Source organism: Streptomyces fungicidicus (assembly GCF_003665435.1).
Taxonomy (GTDB): Bacteria; Actinomycetota; Actinomycetes; order Streptomycetales; family Streptomycetaceae; genus Streptomyces; species Streptomyces fungicidicus.
In genome coordinates this window covers 2,916,967-2,937,688 of record NZ_CP023407.1, presented here as the reverse complement: position 1 = coordinate 2,937,688, position 20,722 = coordinate 2,916,967, and the positions used below count along the sequence as shown (strand labels likewise).

Here is a 20,722-nt window from a genome sequence, read left to right as displayed (position 1 = left end):
CGGTCCGAGGGCTCGGGAAGCCGCCCCCAGCCTAAGAGGTCACGCCTTCGTGGTGTCCTCCACCTCCCCCTCCGGCTCCCGCCCCGGAGTCCTCAGGTCGAACCGTGTGATCGCGAACCGGAAGACCACGTAGTAGACCAGCGCGAAGCACAGCCCGATCGGAACGATCGCCCACGGCCGCGTCGCCAGGTTCCAGTTGATGACGTAGTCGATCAGCCCCGCCGAGAAGCTGAACCCGTCGTGCACCCCCAGCCCCCACGTCACCGCCATCGACACCCCCGTCAGCACCGCGTGCAGCACGTACAGCAAGGGCGCCACGAACAGGAACGAGTACTCCAGCGGCTCCGTGATCCCCGTGACGAACGACGTCAGCGCCACCGACAGCATCAGCCCCCCGACCTCCTTGCGCCGGTCCGGCCTCGCACAGTGCGTCATCGCCAGCGCCGCCGCCGGCAGCGCGAACATCATGATCGGGAAGAACCCCGACGTGAACTGCCCCGCGTCCGGATCGCCCGCCAGGAACATGTTGATGTCACCGTGCACCACCGAACCGTCCGGCTTGGTGAAGCTCCCGAACTGGAACCAGATGGGCACGTTCAGGAACTGGTGCAGCCCCACCACCAGCAACGCCCGGTTCGCCACACCGAACACACCCGCGCCCCACGCGTCCAGACCGTCCATCCAGTCGCTGAAACCCTCCAGCGCGTCACCGATCGGCGGCCACACCCACAGACACAGCGCCGCGAACACGATCGCCGCGAACGCCATGATGATCGGCACCAGACGCCGCCCGTTGAAGAAACCGAGCCAGTCCACCAGCTTCGTACGGTGGAACCGCTGCCAGAAGAACGCCGCCATCAGCCCGATCACGATGCCGCCGAAGACCCCCGGATTCTGGAACGTGAACGCCGTCACCGTCCCGTCGGCCACCTGGCAGCCCACCATCGGCACCGCCTTCGACCCCTCCGGACAGTCCTCCGGGAACTGCCGCAGCACGTTGTAGTAGACGAGGAACCCCGCCACCGCCGCCAGCGCCGTCGAACCGTCCGCCTTCTTCGCCATCCCGATGGCCACACCCACACAGAACAGCAGCGGCAGCCCCAGCGAACCGTCCAGCAGCGCCCCGCCCGCCCCCACCATCACCCTCGAGACGTCCGTCCACCCCAGACCCTCGTCCCCGAACACGTCCGGCTGCCCCAGCCGGTTCAGGATGCCCGCCGCCGGCAGCACCGCGATCGGCAGCTGCAGACTCCGCCCCATCTTCTGCAGACCCTGGAACAAACGGTTCCAGCGCTCCCGCGCCGGCCCGACCGCATCACCGGCGCCGGCGGAACTCTCGGCACTCATCCGGTCCCCCTCCCAGAAGAGCGGTCACGACGGGTTTGGCGGCAGTCCTCCCGGTGGTGTAGACCAGCCGGAGGACGGTTCCGCTGTCGTGACGCCATCATTCGGTACGGACGGCATGACCGCTCGCAAAGATGGGCCAACTGTGGGTTACTGCGACAAAGCGGTTCGGATCAGGGAGAACGAACATGGCCACCAAGGCTGAGAAGATCGTTGCCGGGCTCGGCGGCATCGACAACATCGACGAGATCGAGGGCTGCATCACCCGCCTCCGCACCGAGGTCCACGATGTCGCACTGGTCGACGAAGCCGCGCTCAAGGCCGCCGGAGCCCATGGCGTCGTCAAGATGGGCACCGCCATCCAGGTCGTCATCGGCACCGACGCCGACCCGATCGCCGCGGAGATCGAAGACATGATGTGAGCCACGGCCACACCATCGGGGCCCCTTCCCCACGCGGAAGGGGCCCCTTCCGCATGTACGGCTAGGCTCAGCGCCATGTCTCGAATCGACGGCCGCACCCCCGACCAGCTCCGCCCCGTCTCCATCGAACGCGGCTGGAGCAAGCACGCCGAAGGCTCCGTCCTCGTCTCCTTCGGCGACACCAAAGTCCTCTGCACCGCCTCCGTCACCGAAGGCGTCCCCCGCTGGCGCAAGGGCAGCGGCGAGGGCTGGGTCACCGCCGAATACGCGATGCTGCCCCGCGCCACCAACACCCGCGGCGACCGCGAGTCCGTCCGCGGCCGCATCGGCGGCCGCACCCACGAGATCAGCCGCCTCATCGGCCGCTCCCTGCGCGCCGTCATCGACTACAAGGCCCTCGGCGAGAACACCGTCGTCCTCGACTGCGACGTCCTCCAGGCCGACGGCGGCACCCGCACCGCCGCCATCACCGGCGCCTACGTCGCCCTCGCCGACGCCGTCCAGTGGGCCCAGGACAAGAAGCTCGTCCGCGCCGGACGCCGGCCCCTCACCGGCACCGTCAGCGCCGTCTCCGTCGGCATCGTCGGCGGCGTACCGCTGCTCGACCTCCGCTACGAGGAGGACGTCAAGGCCGACACCGACATGAACGTCGTCTGCACCGGCGACGGCCGCTTCGTCGAGGTCCAGGGCACCGCCGAGGCCGAGCCCTTCGCCCGCGACGAACTCAACGCCCTCCTCGACCTCGCCGTCACCGGCTGCGCCGAGCTCGCCGCCGCCCAGCGCAAGGCGCTCGACGGCGTCCTCGAAAGGTAAAAGAAATACCAAGGCAGGTGGCCGGCGCGGGCAACCGTGCCGGTCACCGCCGCGTCTGAAGGAGTACGGGCGCACGGCTCATCCCCGGGCGCCCGGCCAACGACCAGGGCCCACCGGCCCGACGAAGGGGAAGGACCGTTCCATGGCCGCGAGCCGCCGACGCCGCACCACAGCCGTCGCCGCCACCCTGGCGGCCGTCGCGCTGACCGCCGGACTCACCACCGGCTGCGCCGCCGTCGACAAGGCACTGGACTGCGTCCAGACCGCCGACGCCATCGCTGACAGCGTCACCGACATGCAGCAGGCCGTCGAGAACGCCGGCGACGACGTCACCCAGCTCGAGGAATCCCTCGACTCGATAGACAAGAACCTCGGCGAGATCGGCGACAAGACCGACAACGCCGACGTCTCCAAGGCCGTCGACGACCTCGAGAAGGCCGTGCAGAACGTCCGCACCTCCGTCGAGAACGGCGACGCGACCCCCGACGTCAGCCCCATCACCGACGCGGCCGGCGAACTCACCAAGGTCTGCACCCCGTAGCGGACGGCCGCCTCATGGGCCCAGGGATACTGGGCCCATGACCCGCCTGATCCTCGCCACCCGCAATGCCGGGAAGATCTCCGAACTCCGCGCGATCCTCGCCGACGCGGGCCTGCCCCACGACCTCGTCGGCGCCGACGCCCACCCCGACATCCCCGACGTCAAGGAAACCGGCGTCACCTTCGCCGAGAACGCCCTGCTCAAGGCCCACGCCCTCGCCCGGGCCACCGGCCTCCCCGCAGTCGCCGACGACTCGGGCCTCTGCGTGGACGTCCTGAACGGCGCCCCCGGCATCTTCTCCGCCCGCTGGGCGGGCACCCACGGCGACGACAAGGCCAACCTGGACCTGCTCCTGGCCCAGCTCTCGGACATCGCCGACGAGCACAGGGGCGCCCACTTCGCCTGCGCGGCGGCCCTGGCCCTGCCCGACGGCACGGAGCGAGTGGTCGAGGGCGACCTGATGGGCACCCTCCGCCACACCCCCGCCGGCACCGGCGGCTTCGGCTACGACCCGATCCTCCAGCCCGAGGGCGAAACCCGCACCTGCGCGGAACTGACCCCGGCCGAGAAGAACGCCATCAGCCACCGAGGCAAGGCGTTCAGGGCGCTGGTCCCGGCGGTCCGGGAACTGCTGGGCTGACTTATGAAGACGCCCCCCACCTTTGCTTCAAAGGTGGGGGGCGGTGCGGCCGGTGGGATTCGAACCCACACGGGCTTTCGCCCACGGGCTTCTAAGGCCCGCGCGTACTGCCTATTTCGCCACGGCCGCGTTGTCGCCATGCTACCGGTCTCGGGCTGCTTGCCTAGGCCGACCTCCTCTGCACCAGGTGCTGGTAATCGCATGGCAGTTGGGACACAGCAGTCGCAAATTCTCGCGACGGTCGTCACTCCAGTTCCCGTTGATGTGATCGACCTCCAACGTCATAGGCTTGCCGAGCCACTCCGGGGCGGTGCCGCACATGGTGCACCGTTCAGGCACGCCGACCTCGCGGAGTGCGCGACGCAGCAGAAGAGTCCTGGTCCGTTGCGTGCCAGTGTGCTGAACGAGGATGTCACCAGCACACTTGGGCGGGTTTGGGCTTGGCTTTCCTCGCTGATGAGCCTGGCCCAGGAAGTGTGTGGTCGAGAGACGCTCCTCGGTGATCCACCGTCGCAACATGGCACGCTGGCCACCGTTGTCCGGTCGGCCCAGGTGGCGGAGTGTCCCCGCTATCGACACCGAGTTGGCGACCGCCGTGTGCAGTTCCTCAGACGTAGGGCGCGGCAGCCTGCTACGAAGGCCGAAGTGCGAGATGTCGATCCCGTAGTGAGCGAAGCGCTTTGCGAGGTAGCGATCGAGGTGCGGGTAAGGCTGGGTGCCGAAAAAGGCGATGACCTCCTTGATGTCGGCACACTTCTCGGCTGCTTCTGTCAGTCGCTCGCGGGTGTACCGCGTACCGCTAGTCACGAGACACGCGCCTTGCCCCGACCACGGTAGCTGTCCGTCGTGGAATGGCAGTTGGGGCAGAGCAGTCGCAGGTTCTGAATTCGATTGTCCCGCCAGTTGCCATCGATGTGGTCGACCTCAAGCGGCAGTGGCTCTCCCAGCCAGACCGCCTCAATGCCGCACAGAGCGCAGTGCTCATGCACTCCGTGCTTGAGCATGGCTCGCTTGAGGCGATCGTTTGGAATGCGTCGGGCGGCGGCGGGTGCTTGCTCGATGAGCAGCCCTTGTGACCTACGGCGCTGGCTCTGCGTTTGGAAGTGTGACGTGTCGATGCCATGGGCCTTGATCCTTCGACTGATGTGCGTGTGATGCCCACCGACCACGTCGAGTCCGAGGTGACGCAGTACCTCGCACATGTTCGTCGAGGCCGACACCGCGGCTTGGAGTATCGCTCTCGTCCACTTCAGGCCGTCGCGCTCGAAGTGGGACGTGTCGACGCCTAGCTTCTTCATCCGCTCCCTGATGTAGTGCCGCGTCGAACTCCTCGGATCCACCCCCAACCGCCCCAACGCCTCCGTCAACGTCCGCGCCCCCCGAGCCGCCTCTACCAGCCGCTCCCTGCTGTACGCACTGGCTCCCATCGAACCCCTCCGTCTCCCGGCCACCCGTTCGTGGCCTCGTACGGAGTAACGAACCGGATATCGGACAGGCACGTACGAAAAGCGGAACGGCCCGTACCGGGGTCCCGGTGCGGGCCGTCCCGTAGGTGCGGCGGGCTCAGATGCCCAGATCCTTGATGATCTTGGCCACGTGGCCCGTCGCGCGGACGTTGTAGAGGGCGTGTTCCACCTTGCCCTGTTCGTCGACGACGATCGTGGAGCGGATGACGCCCATGTAGGTCTTGCCGTAGTTCTTCTTCTCGCCGAAGGCGCCGTAGGCGTCGAGGACCTGCTTGTCCGGGTCGGCGAGGAGGGTGACCTTCAGGGACTCCTGCTCGCGGAACTTGGCGAGCTTCTCCGGCTTGTCCGGCGAGATGCCGATGACGTCGTACCCGGCGCCGGCCAGCAGCTCCAGGTTGTCCGTGAAGTCGCAGGCCTGCTTGGTGCAGCCGGGGGTGAGGGCGGCCGGGTAGAAGTAGACGATGACCTTGCGGCCCTTGTGGTCGGCCAGGGACACCTCGTTGCCGTCGGCGTCGGGCAGGGTGAAGGCGGGGGCCTCGTCCCCGGGCTGGAGGCGTTCGCTCATCGGTCTGGTCTCCTCGTACGTACGCACTGCGTGGATCGGGTGCCGGGATCGAGGGTAACCGGGGGTCCTGACAGTGCGTGGCGGCGTGGAGCTGACAGACTGTCCGGCACAGGTACACAGGTATCAGTGGATTTCGGAGGCAGCACGGTGGCGGACACGGCGGACACCAGAACACCTGCGCAGATCGAGGCGGACATCAGTCGCCGCCGTGCGGTGCTGGCCGAGACCCTGGACGAGATCGGTGTGCGGGTGCACCCGAAGACGATCGTGGGGGATGCCAGGGCCAGGGTCGTGTCGCACGTCGACCACACGCTGGGGCGGGCGTACGTCCGGGTCAACGGGGTGGTGAGCGACGTCAAGGGCCGGTTCGTGAACGCGGAGGGCTCGCCCCGCCTGGAGCGGGTCGTGCCGGTGGCGGTGCTGGCGGTCGGGGTCGTGGGGCTGCTGGCCCTGGGGGCCCGGCGGCGCAGGCGTTGATCCCGCGTACCCCGCCCGTCCACGTGTGCGGCGATTGCGGGTAGGTTTCAGGACGTGAGCGCCAAGAGACACGAGCACGGTTCCCAGGACGACAAGCTGCCCATCCGGATGCTGCACGATCGCGTACTCGTGCGGCAGGACACCAGTGAGGGCGAACGGCGTTCCGGGGGCGGCATCCTGATTCCCGCGACGGCGGCGGTGGGCCGCCGGCTGGCGTGGGCCGAGGTCGTCGCGGTGGGGCAGAACGTACGGACCGTGGAGCCGGGTGACCGGGTGTTGTACGACCCGGAGGACCGGGCGGAGGTCGAGGTGCGGGGCACGGCGTACGTGCTGATGCGGGAGCGCGATCTGCACGCCGTGGCCGCGGACCGTTTCGAGGGTTCCGAGGATTCGACCGGTTTGTACCTGTAGAAGCGAGGGTGGGAAGGGCTGGTGACCGTTGTCACCAGCCCTTTCTCCGTTTCTTGGCTAGGGTGGAGGGACCCGAGAGGGCCCCGACGAGACGCGCCGTACCGGGGTGAAGGCAAAGACGACGCACCCCCGTTTCCGTTCGTGTCCCGGAGGTGCCTGTCATGGCTTGGGTTCTGCTCGTCGTCGCCGGTCTGCTCGAGGTCGGCTGGGCGGTGGGGATGAAGTACACCGACGGTTTCACCCGGCTGGTGCCGAGTGTGCTGACCGGTGCCGGGATCGTCGCGAGCATGCTGCTGTTGTCGTACGCCTCCCGCACGCTGCCGATCGGTACGGCGTACGGCGTGTGGGTGGGGATCGGTGCGGCCGGGGCGGCGGTGCTGGGCATGCTGGTGCTGGGTGAGCCGGTGACCGCGGCCCGGATCTTCTTCATCTGTCTGCTGCTGGTGGCCGTGGTGGGGCTGAAGGCGACGTCCGGGCACTGACCGGGTTCACCACAGGTCCCGGCGGCCGTGCTGGGTGAGGGTGCCGGTCAGGCCGCCGGGGCCGGTGTCGTCGCCGCCTGCGCCGTCGTCGCCGGTGAGCGGCCCGCCCTCGGTGGTCCCGCCGTCGTCCCCGGTGCCGCCGGTGGAGTCGCCGGTGCCGCCGCCGTCGGTGGAGTCCTGGGTCGGTTCGGCCTCGTCGGGGCCGGTGGGCTCGTCGCCGGTGTCCTCGTCGCCCGGGGTGTCGGTGTCGTCGTCGCCGGGTTCGGACGGTCCGGTGCTGGAGTCGCCGGGGGGCGGCTGGGTCTTCCAGGCTCCGGGCTGGAGCCGGAGGTCGAAGCTCTTGACGGGTTCGTCGGCGAGGGCGTGGCGGGTGTACTGGCCCCAGATCTCGGCGGGAGCGCCGCCGCCGTTGACGCGGGGGAGGCCCATGGCGCCGTAGAGGGGCTGGTGGCCGGCGGTCTCGGGGTCCTGGCCCATGACGGCGACGACGGTGGCGAGGTCGGGGGTGTAGCCGGCGAACCAGGCGGCGGTGTCCTCCTCGGCGGTGCCGGTCTTGCCGGCGGCGGGGCGGCCGGCGGTCTGGGCGGCGGTGGCGGTGCCGCTCTCGACGACGCCGCGTAGGACGGCGGTGGTGGTGTCGGCGGCCTGGCGGCTGACGGCCTGCCGGGTCGTGCGTTCGGGCAGTTCGACGTTCTCGCCGTTCTGGGTGACCTTCTCGACCATGGTGTAGTCGGCGTGCTCGCCGTGGTTGGCGAGGGTGGCGTAGGCCGCGGCCATGTCGAGGACGCTGGCGGTGGCGACGCCGAGGGCGATGGAGGGGCCGGCGTCGTCGAGGCTGGGGGTCTTCTCGGAGAGGCCGAGGTCGATGGCGGTCCGGCGGACCTTGTCGGGGCCGACGTCGACGGCCATCTGGGCGTAGACGGCGTTGACCGACTTGTCGGTGGCCTCGCGGACGGTGATGTCGCCGTAGTCGCGGTGGTCCTCGTTCTCGGGGGCGTAGCGGCCGCTCCAGCCCTGGACGGGGCGTTCGCTGGTGCCGTCGTAGACGGTGTTGGGGCTGATGGGCCGGCCGTCCTGGGTGCGGGAGCCGTTCTCGACGGCGGCGGTGAAGACGAACGGTTTGAAGCTGGAGCCGACCTGGAAGTCCCGGCGGGTGGCGTTGGGGGTGTACTGCTTGACGTAGTCGATGCCGTTGTACATGGCGACGACCTTGCCGTTGCGGGGGTCGACGGAGGCGCCGCCGGCGCGCACGTAGGTGTCGACCTTGCGGTTCTTCTTGTCGAGCCGGTCCATCAGTTTGTCGTTGACGGCGTCGACGAAGGCGTCCTGCTTGTCCTTCTGCAGGGTGGTGGTGATGCGGTAGCCGCCGGTGTCGAGGGCGGCCTCGTCGACGACGCCCTCGCTGACGAGGTGGTCCTTGACGATGTTGACGATGTAGCCGCGCTGTCCGGAGAGGCTGGTGGAGAGAGTGGTCCGCTGGGGCATCGGGAACGTCATGCCGGCGCGTTCGGACGCCTCCAGCCAGCCTTCGGCGACCATGCCGTCGAGGACGTAGTTCCACCGGTCCTCGACGGTGTCGCGGTTCTCGGGGTGGGTGATGACGTCGTACTGGCTGGGGGCGTTGACGAGGGCGGCGAGGTAGGCGGCGCGGCCGGCGTCGAGTTCGGAGGCGTCGACGCCGTAGTAGGCGTGGGCGGCGGACTGGATGCCGTAGGCGCCGCGGCCGAAGAAGCTGGTGTTGAGGTAGCCCTCGAGGATCTGGTCCTTGGTCTGTTCGCGGTCGAGCTTGATGGAGATGAAGAACTCCTTCACCTTGCGGGTGACGGTCTGCTCCTGGCGCAGGTAGTAGTTCTTCACGTACTGCTGGGTGATGGTGGAGCCGGACTGTCTGCCCTTGCCGGTGGCGGTGTTCCAGGCGGCGCGGACCATGGCCTGGGGGTCGACGGCGGACTCGGTGTAGAAGTCGCGGTCCTCGGCGGCGAGGACGGCGTGCTGGGCGTCCTGGGAGATCTGGGAGAGGGCGACGTTCTCGCGGTTGACCTCGCCGTCGCGGGCGATGACGGAGCCGTCGGCGTAGAGGTAGACGTTGGCCTGCTGGGTGGCGAGGGCGTTGGCGGCGGGGATCTGGACGAGGTGGTAGCCCAGGAAGAAGCCGCCGACGACGAGGACGGCGGCGACGAGGAAGCCGCCGAGCACCATCCGCCAGGTGGGGACGAGCCGGCGCCATCCGGTGCGTCCGGACTTCTTCGCGTCGGCCGCCAGGGGCTTTCTCGGTGCCCAGCCCTTCTCGGGCTGCTGCTGCGGCTCTGGCTGCGGCTGCGGCTCGTCGCTCATGTCGTGCACGGACTCCTGTTTCGCCTTTTTCGTTCCACTCCGCCATGGTCTGCGGCTCTTATTCAAGACTGTCCCACCCGGTGGCGCGTTCCCGGTGCCGCCGCGCGTGGCGCGCGCTCGCGGCTTGTCACACACATGGCCCAGGCGAAATTGCGTGGCGGGGGGTGTGACGGGCGGATTAGGCTCTTGCGCTTTGGCGCCGGAAGCGGGGAGGGGTGGGTGTGGGCTCGGCGCGGTTGTATCTGGCCGTCGCGGTGGGGGGTTTCCGCCGGTACGCCTCGTACCGGGCGGCCACGCTGGCCGGGGTGTTCACCAACACGGTGTTCGGGCTGATCCTCGTGTACACGTATCTGGCGCTGTGGGAGGAGCGGCCCGGTCTCGGCGGGTACGACCAGTCGCAGGCGGTGACGTACGTGTGGCTGGGGCAGTGTCTGTACGCGGCGCTGGCGATCCAGGGCGGCGGCGCGGAGAAGGACCTGATGGAGCGCATCCGCACCGGTGAGATCGCCGTGGACCTGTACCGGCCGGCCGATCTGCAGGTGTGGTGGCTGGCGGGCGATCTGGGGCGGGCGGGGTTCCAGATGCTGGGGCGGGGGGTGGTCCCGTTCCTGGTCGGTTCGCTGTTCTTCCCGATGGCGCTGCCCGCGGAGGCCACCGCCTGGGCGGCGTTCGCGGTGACGCTGCTGCTGGCGGCGGTGGTCAGTTTCGCGATCCGCTATCTGGCGGCGCTGAGCGTGTTCTGGCTGATGGACGGCATGGGGGTCGGCCAGGTGCTGATGATCACGGGGGTGTTCTTCTCGGGGATGGTGCTGCCGCTGAACGTCTTCCCGGGTGCTCTGGGCGAGGTCGTGCGGGTGCTGCCGTGGGCGGCGCAGCTGCAGGTGCCGGCGGACGTGCTGATGGGGGAGACGGACCCGCTGGGGGCGTTCGCGTTCCAGGCGGCGTGGGCGGTGGCGCTGCTGGGGCTGGGGCGGCTGCTGCAGTCGGCCGCGACGCGCCGGGTGGTGGTGCAGGGTGGCTGAGCGGAGCACGCTCGTGGAGGGGCTGCGGGCCTACCGGCTGATCGCGGGGATGTGGGTGCGGTCCGGCATGACGTACCGGACGTCCTTCGTCTTCACGGTGGTCGGCAACCTGCTGATGACCGGTCTGGACTTCGTGAGCATCCTGCTGATGTTCTCGCAGGTGGACTCGCTGGGCGGCTGGTCGCTGCCCGAGATCGCCCTGCTGTACGGGCTGTCGGCGACGGCGTTCGGGGTCGCCGACATGCTGCTCGGTTCGATGGACGTGCTGGGGTCGCGGATGCGGGACGGCTCGTTCGACGTGCTGCTGGTGCGTCCGGCGCCGGTGCTCGCGCAGGTCGGCGCGGACCGTTTCGCGGTGCGCCGGCTGGGCCGGGTCACTCAGGGCGCGCTGGTCCTGGGCTGGGCGCTGGTGTCGGTGGACGTCGACTGGAGCGTGCCGAAGGTGCTGCTGGTGCCGGTGATGCTGGTGAGCGGCGCGGCGATCTTCTCGGCGGTGTTCGTGGCGGGCGCCGCGTTCCAGATCTTCGCGCAGGACGCCGCCGAGGTGCAGAACGCGTTCACGTACGGCGGGACCACGCTGTTGCAGTACCCGCCGACCGTGTTCGGGAAGGATCTGGTGCGGGGGGTGACGTTCATGCTGCCGCTCGCCTTCGTCAACTGGGTGCCCGCCGCCTACGTACTGGACCGGCCGTACCCGGTCGGACTGCCCGGCTGGGCGGCGTTCGCGTCGCCGCTGGTGGCGGTGGGGTGCTGCCTGCTGGCGGGTCTGGCGTGGCGGACGGGACTGAGGTCGTACCGGAGCACGGGGAGCTAGCAGACGATGGACGCGTTCATTGAACTCAGCGGCGTGGAGAAGGTCTTCGACGTCCGCAGGAAGACGGGCTTCCTGAAGCGGGAGCGGCACCGGGTGCGGGCGGTCGACTCGATCTCCTTCACGGTGGCGCGGGGCGAGATGGTCGGCTACATCGGCCCGAACGGCGCCGGGAAGTCCACGACGATCAAGATGCTGACGGGGATCCTCACGCCGAGCGGCGGCCGGCTGCGGGTGGCCGGGATCGACCCGTCCCGGGAGCGGATGCGGCTGGCGCACCGTATCGGGGTGGTGTTCGGGCAGCGTACGACGCTGTGGTGGGACCTGCCGCTGATCGACTCGTACAGGCTGATGCACCGCATGTACCGGATTCCCGACGCGCGGTACCGGGAGAACCTGGAGCGGCTGACCGAACTCCTCGACCTGGGCGCGCTGCTGGACGTGCCGGTGCGCCAGCTCTCGCTGGGCCAGCGGATGCGCGGGGACATCGCGGCGGCGCTGCTGCACGACCCGGAGGTGCTGTACCTGGACGAGCCGACGATCGGCCTGGACATCGTCTCCAAGACCAAGGTGCGGGACTTCCTGCGCCAGTTGAACGCCGAACGGGCCACGACGGTGCTGCTGACCACGCACGACCTGCAGGACATCGAGCAGTTGTGCTCGCGGGTCATGGTCATCGACCAGGGCCGGCTGGTGTACGACGGCGCGCTCGCCGGGCTGCACGAGGTGGGGGAGAGCGAGCGGACGCTGGTGGTGGACCTGGAGCGGGAGCTCCCGCCGATCGACGCGCCGCCGCCCGCGCGGGTGGTGCGGGTGGAGGGGCCCCGGCAGTGGCTGGCGTTCCCGGCGTCGGCGTCGGCGGCCGAGCTGGTGGCGCGGGTCGCGGCCCGGTACCCGCTGGTGGACCTCTCGGTCCGGGAGCCGGACATCGAGGCGGTGATCGCGAAAATGTACGAGGAGCGAGCCGGACGGGCTCTCTCGTAGCCGTGCGGCGGAGACAACTCGTAGGCTGCTGTGTATGACCGAAGACGCAGCCGCCCCGGACCTTCGTGCCTCCGACGCCGACCGTGAACGGGTCGCCGAGATCCTGCGCGACGCCCTCGCGGAGGGCCGCCTCGACATGGAGGAGTTCGACGAGCGGCTGGACGCGACGTACAAGGCGCGCACCTACGGGGAGCTGACGCCGATCACCCGTGACCTGCCGGACCAGGGAGCGGTCGTCCCGGCCGTCTCCCTGACCAAGGAGCCGGCGCGGCAGGGCAGTTGGTCGGACAGGATCGTCGGCGGCGACGAGACGGGGACGTCGTCGTGGGCGGTGGCCGTGATGTCGGGCTTCCAGCGCAGGGGACGGTGGACGGCGCCGCGCCGGTTCAACTGCTTCACCTTCTGGGGCGGCGGGGAGATCGACCTGCGGGACGCGTACTTCGTGGACCGCGAGGTGGTCATCAACGCGGTCGCGATCATGGGCGGGGTGCAGGTCACCGTCCCGCCCGGCGTCGAGGTCGTGGTGCGCGGCATCGGCATCATGGGCGGCTTCGACCACCGTGAGGAGGGCGTACCGGGCGACCCCGGCGCGCCCCGCGTGATCGTCACGGGCTTCGCCTTCTGGGGCGGCGTCGGCGTGGAACGCAAGCTCCCCCGTGCGGAGAGACAGCGCCTCCGCGAGGAACGCCGCCGCGAAAAGCTCGAACGCAAGGAAGACCGCCGCCGCCAACTGGAAACAGGCCCCGAGGACCACTGACCCAAGCCCTCAGGCCCGGCCGGCTCCCTCCAGCCCCGTCGGCTGTAGCCAGCTCCGCCGACTGCACCCAGCCCCGCCGCCCCGCTCTCCAGCTCCGCCGGCTGCATCCAGCCCCTCCGGCGTTTGAGGAGCGGGGTCCGGGGCGGAGCCCCGGGTACGGGACGGGTAGGGGCGGCGGGGGCGAAAACCTCCCCCCAGCCCCCTACAACCGCGCCGGAGCCCCACCCTTCAGATCCCGCAGATCGAACACCTCACCCATCCGCGCGAACCCCCTGTCACTGGGGTGCAGATGATCCCCGGAGTCGTACTCCACCCGAAACCGCCGCGGATCATACGGATCCCGCACCGCCGCATCGAAGTCGACCACCCCATCGAACACCCGCCCCGCCCGGATCTCCGCGTTGATCGCCTGCCGCACGGCCTCCCGCGCACCGGTGTACCCCCGATGCCCCCGGAACGGCATGAGCGTCGCCCCCACGACCTTCAGCCCCCGCGCATGGGCCCGCTCGACCAGCACGTTCAGCCCCGCGACGACCACGTCGGGATCCGCGGTGCCGGGATGCCGCAGGATGTCGTTGATCCCCAGCGCGACCACGACCACCTTGACGTTCGTCCGCCCCAGCACGTCCCGTTCGAACCGGTTCACCCCGCTGGGGTTCTCCGCCGGCCGCCCCAGCCCGTCCGCGAGCACCTGGTTCCCGCTGATGCCCTCGTTGACGACGCTGTAGCGCGGCACGTCCCGCCCGGCGGCGACCGCATCCCGCAACCGGTCGGACAGCACGTCCGGCCACCGGCGGTTGGCGCCCGCCGTGGAGGTGATGCCGTCGGTCAGCGAGTCCCCGAGGACGACGACCGTGCCGTCCGACTCGTTGCCCAGCACGTCCAGCGCGGTCACGTACCGCCAGAACGTGCTCTGCCCGGTGTACGCCGCCCCCGTCGCGTCCCGGGTGTGCTCGCCGTCGGCGACGTACGAGATCTGGCGCGCGTGCGGATGGTAGGTGACCGGCCCGGAGGCGGTGGGGGAGTACGTGGTGATCAGCACGTCCCCGTCGTGCGGCACGGCGATGCGCACCACGTCGCTCAGCACCTGCCCGCCCGCCGGGATCACCACCGACGGACTGCCGGCGAAGGTCAGCGGACGCAGGCTGTCCGCCAGCGCCGCCGCCGTACCCGGACCGGCGGCGACCGCGATCGAGGCGTGGCTGACGGTCAGCGGTGACTGGCCGTACAGGTTGGACAGCGTGACGCGGGCACTCGTCCCGCCGGCGCTGGTGTGGACGACGTTGCGCACCGAGCGGCCCGCAAGGCCCGTCGTCTCGGTGCCGGGCTCGCCCCCGACCGGGGCGGTCGCCCAGGAGGCCACCCAGGTGCCGGTGGAGGCCGGCGCGGCCGGATTGTTCTGCGCGCCACGGCCACCGGCGAGGGTGCCGCGCTCACTCGTACCGTCGACGGCGCCCACGCCGACACCGACGTAGATGGCGGCCGAAACCGCCACGACCGCGGCGACGATCGCCGCGAGCAGGGCGCGCTGCCTGGCCGGAGGCACCTGCGCGCCGCCGTCACGACCCGGGGTCATGCTGTTCTGTTCTCCTCGGGAGACGGGAGCCCGAGGCTCCGATCCGACGGACCCATGATGAGCCATGGGCCGGGAAGGCTGACGGGAGGGACCCCTGAGGACCCTTGGGTGATCCCCCGGACAAACCCCCCTCCGGACAGACGCCGGGAACTCCTGTTCCGTTCCAGGAGTCGGTCAGGAAGGGACAATGTGTGAGGGATCACCGAACGGGTGGAGCGGATGGACCAGAAGGAAACGGCACAGACGGCGGAAGCGGCGGGAAGGGCGGAAACCGCGGGCCCGGACGCCGAGGGCGAGCATGCCCGCCCCGGCGCCTTCACGAACCGTGCGATGAACACGTTCAGCCCTGCGGACGAGGAGAAGCAGCGCGGAGTGCGCCGTATGAAGCTCACCGCCACCGGGCTGCTGCTCTTCGTCGCCGTCGTCTACGTCCTCGCCAAGTGGGCCTCCCACCAGGGCGCCGGACCCTGGGCGGGCTATGTCGCGGCCGCGGCCGAGGCCGGCATGGTCGGCGCGCTCGCCGACTGGTTCGCCGTGACCGCGCTCTTCCGCCACCCCCTCGGCCTGCGCATCCCGCACACCGCGATCATCCCCACCAAGAAGGACCAGCTCGGTGTCTCCCTCGGTGAGTTCGTCGGCGAGAACTTCCTCTCCGAGGCCGTCGTACGGCAGCGGCTGCGCGCCGTCGGCATCGGCAGCCGGCTCGGCGCCTGGCTCGCCGTCCCCGAGCACGCCGACCGGGTCACCGCCGAACTGTCGGCGGCCCTGCGCGGCGCCCTGACCGTGCTGCGCGACTCCGACGTCCAGGCGGTGGTGGGCGAGGCCATCACCCGCCGCGCCGACGCCCAGGAGATCGCGCCCGGCATGGGCAAGATGCTGGAGAAGGTCGTTGCCGACGGCGGCCACAAACGCGCCGTCGACCTCGTCGTCACCCGCGCCCACGACTGGCTGGTGCTGCACAGCGACACCGTGATGGACGCCGTCCACGGCGGCGCCCCCGGCTGGACCCCCCGGTTCGTGGACCGCAAGGTCGGCGAGCGCGTCTACAAGGAACTGCTCCGCTTCATCACCGAGATGCGCGACATGCCCGCCCACCCCGCGCGCGGCGCCCTCGACCGCTTCCTCAGCGACTTCGCCTCCGACCTGCAGTCCGACACCGACACGCGGGCCCGCGCGGAGCGCCTCAAGAGCGAGATCCTCGGCCGCGGCGAGGTCCAGGACCTCATCGCCTCCGCCTGGACCGCCGTACGGTCCATGATCGTGTCCGCGGCGGAGGACGAGCGCAGCGAACTGCGCCTGCGGGTGCGCTCCTCGCTGCTCGCGCTGGGCGCCCGGATGTCCCTCGACCCGAAGATGCAGGGCAAGGTCGACGGCTGGCTGGAGAGCGCGGCGGTGTACCTGGTCACCACCTACCGCAAGGAGATCACCTCCTTGATCACCGACACGGTGGCGAGCTGGGACGCCGAGCACACCACGAAGAAGATCGAGGCCAACATCGGCCGCGACCTCCAGTTCATCCGCATCAACGGCACAGTCGTCGGCTCCCTCGCCGGCCTCCTCATCTACACCCTCACCCAAGCCCTGAGCGCCTAACCGAGCGCGGAAAACCGCGCCCCCACCCACCCGCACCTCCCAACCACCGGCCCCCCACCCCCCTTAGGGGCGCGGGGAACTGCGCGCCAAGCCCCCACCCACCCGCACCCGCCGACCGCCGGTCCCCCCACCCCCCTCAGGGGCGCGGGGAACTGCGCGACCAGCCCCCACCCACCCGCACCCTCCCCACGCCCCCAGGCACCCCCCGTCACGGCATGACAAAGCGGGCGGGCGTGAAAACGCCCGCCCGGGGGCACACGACGAAGGTTCACTTCGCCAGGGAGGGAGCCCATGACCACCGCGCCGTCCGGGTCCGCACGCACCATCACCACCACCATCCCCGCCCGCCTGGACCGCCTCCCGTGGTCCCGCTGGCACTGGTCCATCGTCATCGGTCTCGGCACCGTGTGGATCCTCGACGGCCTCGAGGTCACGGTCGTCGGGAACATCGCAGGCCGCCTCTCCGAACCGGGCAGCGGCCTGCCCATCAGCTCCGGCCAGGTCACCGGCCTCGCCGCCGCCCTCTACGTCGCCGGCGCCTGCGCGGGCGCCCTCTTCTGGGGCCGCCTGACCGACGTCTGGGGCCGCAAGAAGCTCTTCATGATCACCCTCGCGGTGTACCTCGGCGCGACCGCCCTCACCGCGATCGCGTTCGACACCTGGTGGTTCCTGCTCTTCCGCTTCATCACGGGCTTCGGCATCGGCGGTGAGTACGCGGCGATCAACTCCGCGGTCGACGAGCTGATCCCGGCCAAGTACCGCGGTCGCGTCGACCTCATGATCAACGGCAGCTTCTGGCTGGGCGCGGTCGGCGGCTCCCTGCTGTCGATCCTCGCCCTGAACACGTCGATCTTCCCGGCGAACGTCGGCTGGCGCCTCACCTTCGCCCTCGGCGCCGTACTCGCCCTGGTCATCCTCCTGGTGCGCCGGCACGTCCCCGAGAGCCCGCGCTGGCTGCTGATCCACGGCCGCGACGAGGAGGCGGAACGCATCGTCGGCGAGATCGAGCAGCGCGTCGAGGCCGAGCGGGGCGAGCCGCTGCCCCGCGCCGAGGGCGAGCTGACCATCCACCAGCGCAAGAGCGTCACCTTCGCCGAGATCGCCCGCACCGTCTTCGCCAAGTACCGCAGGCGCTCGGTCCTCGGCTTCTCCCTCTTCATCGGGCAGGCGTTCCTCTACAACGCCATCACCTTCGGCTTCGGCGCGATCCTGACGACGTTCTTCGACGTCCCGTCGGGCAACACCGGCTACTACTTCGCGGTGATCGCGGTCGGCAACTTCCTCGGCCCGATGCTGCTCGGCAAGCTGTTCGACACGGTCGGCCGCCGGGTGATGATCTCCGGCACCTACCTGCTCTCCGGCCTGCTCCTCTTCGGCACCGCCTGGCTGTTCGACCAGGGTTCGCTCAGCGCCACCACGCTGACGGCCTGCTGGTGCGCGGTCCTGTTCTTCGCCTCGGCGGGCGCGAGCAGCGCCTATCTGACGGTCTCCGAGGTCTTCCCCATGGAGACCCGCGCGATGTCCATCGCCTTCTTCTACGCTCTCGGCACCGCCGCCGGCGGCATCAGCGGCCCTCTGCTCTTCGCCGACCTCACGGGCACCGGCAAGGTCGGCGACACCGTCCTCGCCTTCCAGATCGGCGCCGGTCTGATGTGCGCGGCGGGCCTGGTCGCCGCGTTCCTCGCGGTGAACGCGGAACGCCGTTCCCTGGAGGACATCGCCAGGCCGCTCACGGCCGCCGCGTCGAAGGCCACCGGCGGGGGCACGGACCCGGACGCCACTGGCTCGCGACAGGCGACGGCATAGCGGGTAGCAATCACCCGGACCACCAGCAGCCGCCCCCCCCGGACCCACCAGCCCCCGGACACCCACAGGCACGAGGAGCCGCCCCCGATGACCGTCCGCCGGATCATGCCCGACATCAAGGTCGCCTCCGAGGAGGCCCTGGACAGCAGCCGGACCTTCTACGGTCTGCTCGGCTTCGAGGAGATGATGAACATGGGCTGGGTGACCACCATGGCCTCCCCGTCCAACCCCACCGCCCAGATCAGCTTCTTCACCGAGGACCGCACGGCGCCGGTGGTCCCCGACTTCAGCGTGGAGGTGACGGACGTCGACGCGGTGTACGAGCAGGTACGGGCCTCGGGCGTGGAGATCGTCCGGGAACTCAGGGACGAGGAGTGGGGCGTACGCCGCTTCTTCGCCCGCGACCCCAACGACCGCGTGGTGAACGTCCTGGCCCACCGCCCCTGACCGGGGCGCCCCCTGACGAGGGCGTCCCCCGGCGGAGCTGCCGCTCAGCCCCGCCGGTCGGCCACCGCCCAGGACGCGAGCGCCACGGCCCCCGCCACTCCGAACACGGCGGGCCAGGCGCCGACCTTCTTCGCCAGCGGATGCGACCCCGCGAACGCGGCGACGTACGCCACCGACAGCGCCCCCGCGGCCTTCCCGCCGGCCCGCTCCCGCCACTGCTGCGCGGCGGCGGCCCCGGCGGCGGCGAGGACGACCCCGCCCAGCTGCCGCTTCCGGGTCCAGCGGGCCACGCCGTACCCCCCGACGAGTCCGCTCGCTGCCACCACCGAACTGGGAACCTTCGCCATCTCCGCCGCCTCCTGCCGCCGTGCCCCCAGGGCACGGGATCGTCCGGACTCCGAGGCTAACGCTCCCCGGCGCGGCCCCCGCGACCAGGCCCGCGGCGCGGCACATGTGTGCGAAGAACCGGGGCACTGGAGTAACCGGAGAAGGAGAGAGGAACCGATGACCACGCTGACACCGCAGATGCCCGCGACCCCGCAGCCGGCCGGAGCAGTCCCGGCCGGAGCAGTCCCGGCCCCGGCGGCCACGCCGGAGGACGACCGCTGGCACCACCTGATCGACGCCGTACGGGAATCGGGCCAGTACGCGACACGGTCGGAGGCGGAGAGCGTCACCCGTGCCGTCCTCGCCGCACTGGGCGGTCACGTCATCGGCGACGAACGCGTCGACCTGGCCCGCGCCCTGCCCGAGGAGGCGGCGCGAGTGATCGCCTCCCAGATACCGGTGACCCGGCACCTGACCGCCGCGGAGTTCGTCGCGTCGCTCGCCGACCGCACCGAGGGCGCGACCCCGGCCACGGCCCGCTGGGACGTCAGCTCGGTCCTGTGCGTCCTGCCCGGCCTGGTCGGCGACGCCCTGGTCAGCCGGGTGCTGGCCCAGCTGCCGCCGGGCTACGCCCTGCTCTTCGGCCGGGCGGAGCTGTCCGCGGTCTGACGGAAGGGCGCACGCCCCTCTCCCGCACGAAAGCCGGCACGGCCCCGGGCACGGGGCCGGGGCCGTGCCCGGGTGGACCGGGGCCGGTGCCGGGTCATCCCTCCCGGCCCCGGTCTCCGCCCGCCGAAAATGGTTCGACGACGTCCCTCCCCGCGCGGCATCCTGCGCCCCGGAAGCCATACCGGCCCAACTCCCGTGTCCCGGAGGACCGTTGCATCCCACCATCCGCCACATCACCTTCGACTGCACCGGCGACCCCTACGATCTCGCCCAGTTCTGGAGCGCGATGCTGGGCAACCCGCTCGCCGACGACGACAAGCCCGGCGACCCGGAGGCCCTGATCGCGGACCCGGCCGGCGGCCCCGGCCTGCTCTTCGTGCGCGTGCCCGAGGGCAAGACCGCCAAGAACCGCCTCCACTTCGACCTGCGGCCGACGGGGCGCACCCGCGCGCAGGAGGTGGCCCGGGCCCTGTCCCTGGGCGCCCGCCAGGTGGCGGACCGCACCCGCCCCGACGGCGGCGGCTGGGTCACCCTGGCCGACCCCGAGGGCAACGAGTTCTGCGTGGAGCGCGGCGACCTCGACTGACGGAACACGCCACCGCGGGGGAGTGTACGTTCGTACGCCTCGGAGTGTACGATCGTACGCATGCCGACGGACGACTACTTCGCGAACGACCCGCGCACCAACCTGGAGCGCATGCTCGCCGGTGACCTGTACATCGCCGACGACCCGGAGATCGCCCGCCGTCAGCAGCGCGCGATGCGCCTCGCGGCCCGCTACACGGCCGCCTACCCCGAGAGCCCCACCGAGGCGAGGACGACCCTGACCGAACTCCTCGCCTCGGTGGGTGAGGACGTCGACGTGCGCCCGCCGCTGTACGTGGACTACGGCAGCAACATCAGCATCGGCGCCCGCACCTTCGTCAACTACCACCTCACCGCCCTGGACGTCGCCCGGATCACCATCGGCGAGGACTGCCAGATCGGCCCGAACGTCCAGCTGCTCACCCCCACCCACCCCGTGGAGCCCGGCCCCCGCCGCGACAAGCTCGAGGCCGCGCTGCCCATCACCATCGGGGACAACGTCTGGCTCGGCGGCGGCGCGATCGTCTGCCCCGGAGTGACCATCGGCGACAACTCGGTGATCGGCGCCGGAGCGGTCGTCACCAAGGACATCCCCGCCAACGTGGTGGCCGTGGGGAACCCGGCCCGCGTGGTCCGCTCGATCTGACGCA

General features: G+C 70.6%; 24 protein-coding genes, 1 tRNA gene and 1 riboswitch. Of the genes, 17 read left to right on the top strand and 8 right to left on the bottom strand.

The annotated features are described in order from the left end of the window. Window positions 1-39: 39 nt before the first annotated feature. On the bottom strand, window positions 40-1,347 hold the full coding sequence (locus tag CNQ36_RS13240; protein ID WP_004930947.1) for a PTS transporter subunit EIIC: 1,308 nt from the start codon (window positions 1,345-1,347) through the stop codon (window positions 40-42). A gap of 185 nt (window positions 1,348-1,532) precedes the next feature. On the opposite strand from CNQ36_RS13240, the gene CNQ36_RS13235 reads away from it, so the two are divergent. The 4 genes from CNQ36_RS13235 to rdgB all read left to right on the top strand — a co-directional run bounded on the left by CNQ36_RS13235 (window position 1,533) and on the right by rdgB (window position 3,760). Beyond that, on the top strand, window positions 1,533-1,766 hold the full coding sequence (locus tag CNQ36_RS13235) for a PTS sugar transporter subunit IIB (RefSeq protein WP_004930949.1): 234 nt from the start codon (window positions 1,533-1,535) through the stop codon (window positions 1,764-1,766). 75 nt (window positions 1,767-1,841) lie between these two features. Next, the gene (gene rph / locus CNQ36_RS13230; protein WP_004930953.1) at window positions 1,842-2,579 is read left to right on the top strand and encodes a ribonuclease PH; all 738 of its coding nucleotides are present in this window, start codon (window positions 1,842-1,844) and stop codon (window positions 2,577-2,579) included. A 142-nt stretch (window positions 2,580-2,721) separates the two neighbouring features. Beyond that, window positions 2,722-3,120, top strand: coding sequence for a tropomyosin (locus tag CNQ36_RS13225; RefSeq protein WP_004930954.1), 399 nt, complete (start codon window positions 2,722-2,724; stop codon window positions 3,118-3,120). Window positions 3,121-3,157: 37 nt separating this feature from the next. Continuing rightward, on the top strand, window positions 3,158-3,760 hold the full coding sequence (gene rdgB, locus CNQ36_RS13220) for an RdgB/HAM1 family non-canonical purine NTP pyrophosphatase (protein WP_121546151.1): 603 nt from the start codon (window positions 3,158-3,160) through the stop codon (window positions 3,758-3,760). A 44-nt stretch (window positions 3,761-3,804) separates the two neighbouring features. On the opposite strand, the gene CNQ36_RS13215 is transcribed toward rdgB, so the two are convergent. From CNQ36_RS13215 to bcp, 4 genes are all read right to left on the bottom strand, one after another. Next, a tRNA-Leu gene (locus CNQ36_RS13215) sits at window positions 3,805-3,889 on the bottom strand. A 12-nt stretch (window positions 3,890-3,901) separates the two neighbouring features. Beyond that, window positions 3,902-4,567 (bottom strand): HNH endonuclease signature motif containing protein, encoded by a 666-nt coding sequence (locus CNQ36_RS13210; protein WP_121546150.1) that lies wholly within the window; start codon window positions 4,565-4,567, stop codon window positions 3,902-3,904. After that, window positions 4,564-5,187, bottom strand: a complete 624-nt coding sequence (locus tag CNQ36_RS13205; RefSeq protein ID WP_121546149.1) for an HNH endonuclease signature motif containing protein — start codon at window positions 5,185-5,187, stop codon at window positions 4,564-4,566. The genes CNQ36_RS13210 and CNQ36_RS13205 overlap by 4 nt, the downstream gene beginning before the upstream one ends. Before the next feature lie 136 nt (window positions 5,188-5,323). Continuing rightward, entirely contained in the window at window positions 5,324-5,791 is a 468-nt protein-coding gene (bcp, locus tag CNQ36_RS13200; RefSeq protein WP_004930966.1) for a thioredoxin-dependent thiol peroxidase, read from the bottom strand. A 147-nt stretch (window positions 5,792-5,938) separates the two neighbouring features. On the opposite strand from bcp, the gene CNQ36_RS13195 reads away from it, so the two are divergent. From CNQ36_RS13195 to CNQ36_RS13185, 3 genes are all read left to right on the top strand, one after another. Continuing rightward, on the top strand, window positions 5,939-6,268 hold the full coding sequence (locus CNQ36_RS13195; RefSeq protein ID WP_004930968.1) for a DUF3618 domain-containing protein: 330 nt from the start codon (window positions 5,939-5,941) through the stop codon (window positions 6,266-6,268). A gap of 54 nt (window positions 6,269-6,322) precedes the next feature. Further along, a complete protein-coding gene (locus tag CNQ36_RS13190) occupies window positions 6,323-6,679 on the top strand; it encodes a GroES family chaperonin (RefSeq protein ID WP_004930971.1) in 357 nt (118 codons plus the stop codon). Window positions 6,680-6,745: 66 nt separating this feature from the next. Beyond that, window positions 6,746-6,807, top strand: a riboswitch (guanidine-III (ykkC-III) riboswitch). Window positions 6,808-6,840: 33 nt separating this feature from the next. Further along, complete coding sequence (locus tag CNQ36_RS13185) at window positions 6,841-7,161, top strand: DMT family transporter (protein WP_004930973.1); 321 nt, start codon at window positions 6,841-6,843, stop codon at window positions 7,159-7,161. Between the two features lie 6 nt (window positions 7,162-7,167). On the opposite strand, the gene CNQ36_RS13180 is transcribed toward CNQ36_RS13185, so the two are convergent. Beyond that, entirely contained in the window at window positions 7,168-9,495 is a 2,328-nt protein-coding gene (locus tag CNQ36_RS13180) for a transglycosylase domain-containing protein (protein ID WP_121546148.1), read from the bottom strand. Between the two features lie 221 nt (window positions 9,496-9,716). Between CNQ36_RS13180 and CNQ36_RS13175 the strand changes: the two genes are divergently transcribed. Genes CNQ36_RS13175 through CNQ36_RS13160 form a run of 4 tightly spaced genes read left to right on the top strand, consistent with a single transcriptional unit; the run spans window position 9,717 to window position 13,069 of the window. Next, window positions 9,717-10,517, top strand: a complete 801-nt coding sequence (locus CNQ36_RS13175) for an ABC transporter permease (RefSeq protein ID WP_121546147.1) — start codon at window positions 9,717-9,719, stop codon at window positions 10,515-10,517. Continuing rightward, a complete protein-coding gene (locus tag CNQ36_RS13170) occupies window positions 10,510-11,331 on the top strand; it encodes an ABC transporter permease (RefSeq protein ID WP_121546146.1) in 822 nt (273 codons plus the stop codon). The genes CNQ36_RS13175 and CNQ36_RS13170 overlap by 8 nt, the downstream gene beginning before the upstream one ends. A gap of 6 nt (window positions 11,332-11,337) precedes the next feature. Continuing rightward, window positions 11,338-12,312: an ABC transporter ATP-binding protein gene (locus tag CNQ36_RS13165; RefSeq protein WP_121546145.1), complete on the top strand. Its 975-nt coding sequence runs from the start codon at window positions 11,338-11,340 to the stop codon at window positions 12,310-12,312. A gap of 34 nt (window positions 12,313-12,346) precedes the next feature. Further along, on the top strand, window positions 12,347-13,069 hold the full coding sequence (locus CNQ36_RS13160) for a DUF1707 SHOCT-like domain-containing protein (RefSeq protein WP_121546144.1): 723 nt from the start codon (window positions 12,347-12,349) through the stop codon (window positions 13,067-13,069). Between the two features lie 202 nt (window positions 13,070-13,271). Here the strand turns inward: CNQ36_RS13160 and CNQ36_RS13150 are convergent, their stop codons facing one another. Next, window positions 13,272-14,645: an SGNH/GDSL hydrolase family protein gene (locus tag CNQ36_RS13150; RefSeq protein WP_121546142.1), complete on the bottom strand. Its 1,374-nt coding sequence runs from the start codon at window positions 14,643-14,645 to the stop codon at window positions 13,272-13,274. A gap of 210 nt (window positions 14,646-14,855) precedes the next feature. Here CNQ36_RS13150 and CNQ36_RS13145 point away from each other — a divergent pair, with 210 nt between their 5' ends. The 3 genes from CNQ36_RS13145 (at window position 14,856) to CNQ36_RS13130 (ending at window position 18,491) form a co-directional block, all read left to right on the top strand. Beyond that, window positions 14,856-16,238, top strand: a complete 1,383-nt coding sequence (locus CNQ36_RS13145; RefSeq protein WP_228312964.1) for a DUF445 domain-containing protein — start codon at window positions 14,856-14,858, stop codon at window positions 16,236-16,238. 291 nt (window positions 16,239-16,529) lie between these two features. Continuing rightward, window positions 16,530-18,044 (top strand): MFS transporter, encoded by a 1,515-nt coding sequence (locus tag CNQ36_RS13135; RefSeq protein ID WP_121546141.1) that lies wholly within the window; start codon window positions 16,530-16,532, stop codon window positions 18,042-18,044. Between the two features lie 87 nt (window positions 18,045-18,131). Further along, window positions 18,132-18,491 (top strand): VOC family protein, encoded by a 360-nt coding sequence (locus CNQ36_RS13130; RefSeq protein WP_121546140.1) that lies wholly within the window; start codon window positions 18,132-18,134, stop codon window positions 18,489-18,491. A gap of 44 nt (window positions 18,492-18,535) precedes the next feature. Here the strand turns inward: CNQ36_RS13130 and CNQ36_RS13125 are convergent, their stop codons facing one another. Beyond that, the gene (locus CNQ36_RS13125) at window positions 18,536-18,838 is read right to left on the bottom strand and encodes a hypothetical protein (protein WP_121546139.1); all 303 of its coding nucleotides are present in this window, start codon (window positions 18,836-18,838) and stop codon (window positions 18,536-18,538) included. Between the two features lie 157 nt (window positions 18,839-18,995). On the opposite strand from CNQ36_RS13125, the gene CNQ36_RS13120 reads away from it, so the two are divergent. From CNQ36_RS13120 to CNQ36_RS13110, 3 genes are all read left to right on the top strand, one after another. After that, window positions 18,996-19,487, top strand: a complete 492-nt coding sequence (locus CNQ36_RS13120; protein ID WP_163013256.1) for a DUF2267 domain-containing protein — start codon at window positions 18,996-18,998, stop codon at window positions 19,485-19,487. A gap of 211 nt (window positions 19,488-19,698) precedes the next feature. Continuing rightward, on the top strand, window positions 19,699-20,073 hold the full coding sequence (locus CNQ36_RS13115) for a VOC family protein (RefSeq protein ID WP_121546138.1): 375 nt from the start codon (window positions 19,699-19,701) through the stop codon (window positions 20,071-20,073). Window positions 20,074-20,133: 60 nt separating this feature from the next. Continuing rightward, the gene (locus tag CNQ36_RS13110) at window positions 20,134-20,718 is read left to right on the top strand and encodes a sugar O-acetyltransferase (protein ID WP_004931000.1); all 585 of its coding nucleotides are present in this window, start codon (window positions 20,134-20,136) and stop codon (window positions 20,716-20,718) included. Window positions 20,719-20,722: the final 4 nt, after the last annotated feature.